This window comes from Romboutsia sp. 13368 (assembly GCF_018336475.1).
GTDB lineage: Bacteria > Bacillota > Clostridia > Peptostreptococcales > Peptostreptococcaceae > Romboutsia.
The window spans coordinates 711,539-712,040 of record NZ_CP048741.1; the positions used below are offsets into that span (position 1 = coordinate 711,539).

Consider the following 502-nt stretch of genomic DNA (forward strand, 5'->3'; position numbering starts at 1 on the left):
CATTAAACGGAGACGCTTTAACTCAAGAAGAAATAGAAAAATATGCTACATTAACTATGATAAACTTAGGAAAAATGTATCACAAGCATGATATGGTTATGCAATTACATATAGGTGCTCTTAGAAATAATAACACTAGAATGTTTAATAAATTAGGTGCAGATGTTGGATTTGATAGTATAGATGATGCAGAAGTTGCTATGCCATTATCAAGATTATTAGATTCATTAGMTRTARMWGATRWRYTWCCAAAAACTATATTATACTRCTTAAACCCTAAAGATAATGAAGTATTAGGAACAATGATAGGTAACTTCCAAGGTGGAGGAATAGCTGGTAAGATACAATTCGGTTCTGGATGGTGGTTCAACGATCAAAAGGACGGAATGGAAAGACAAATGATGGCTTTATCTCAATTAGGACTTATAAGCCAATTTGTAGGAATGCTTACAGACTCTAGAAGTTTCTTATCATATACTAGACATGAATACTTCAAAAAAAT

1 protein-coding gene is annotated in these 502 nt (G+C 31.6%); it reads left to right on the top strand.

Annotated elements, in window-relative coordinates:
• A partial coding sequence (locus tag G3997_RS02820; protein WP_296649290.1) for a glucuronate isomerase occupies positions 1 to 502 on the top strand: 502 nt, incomplete at both ends.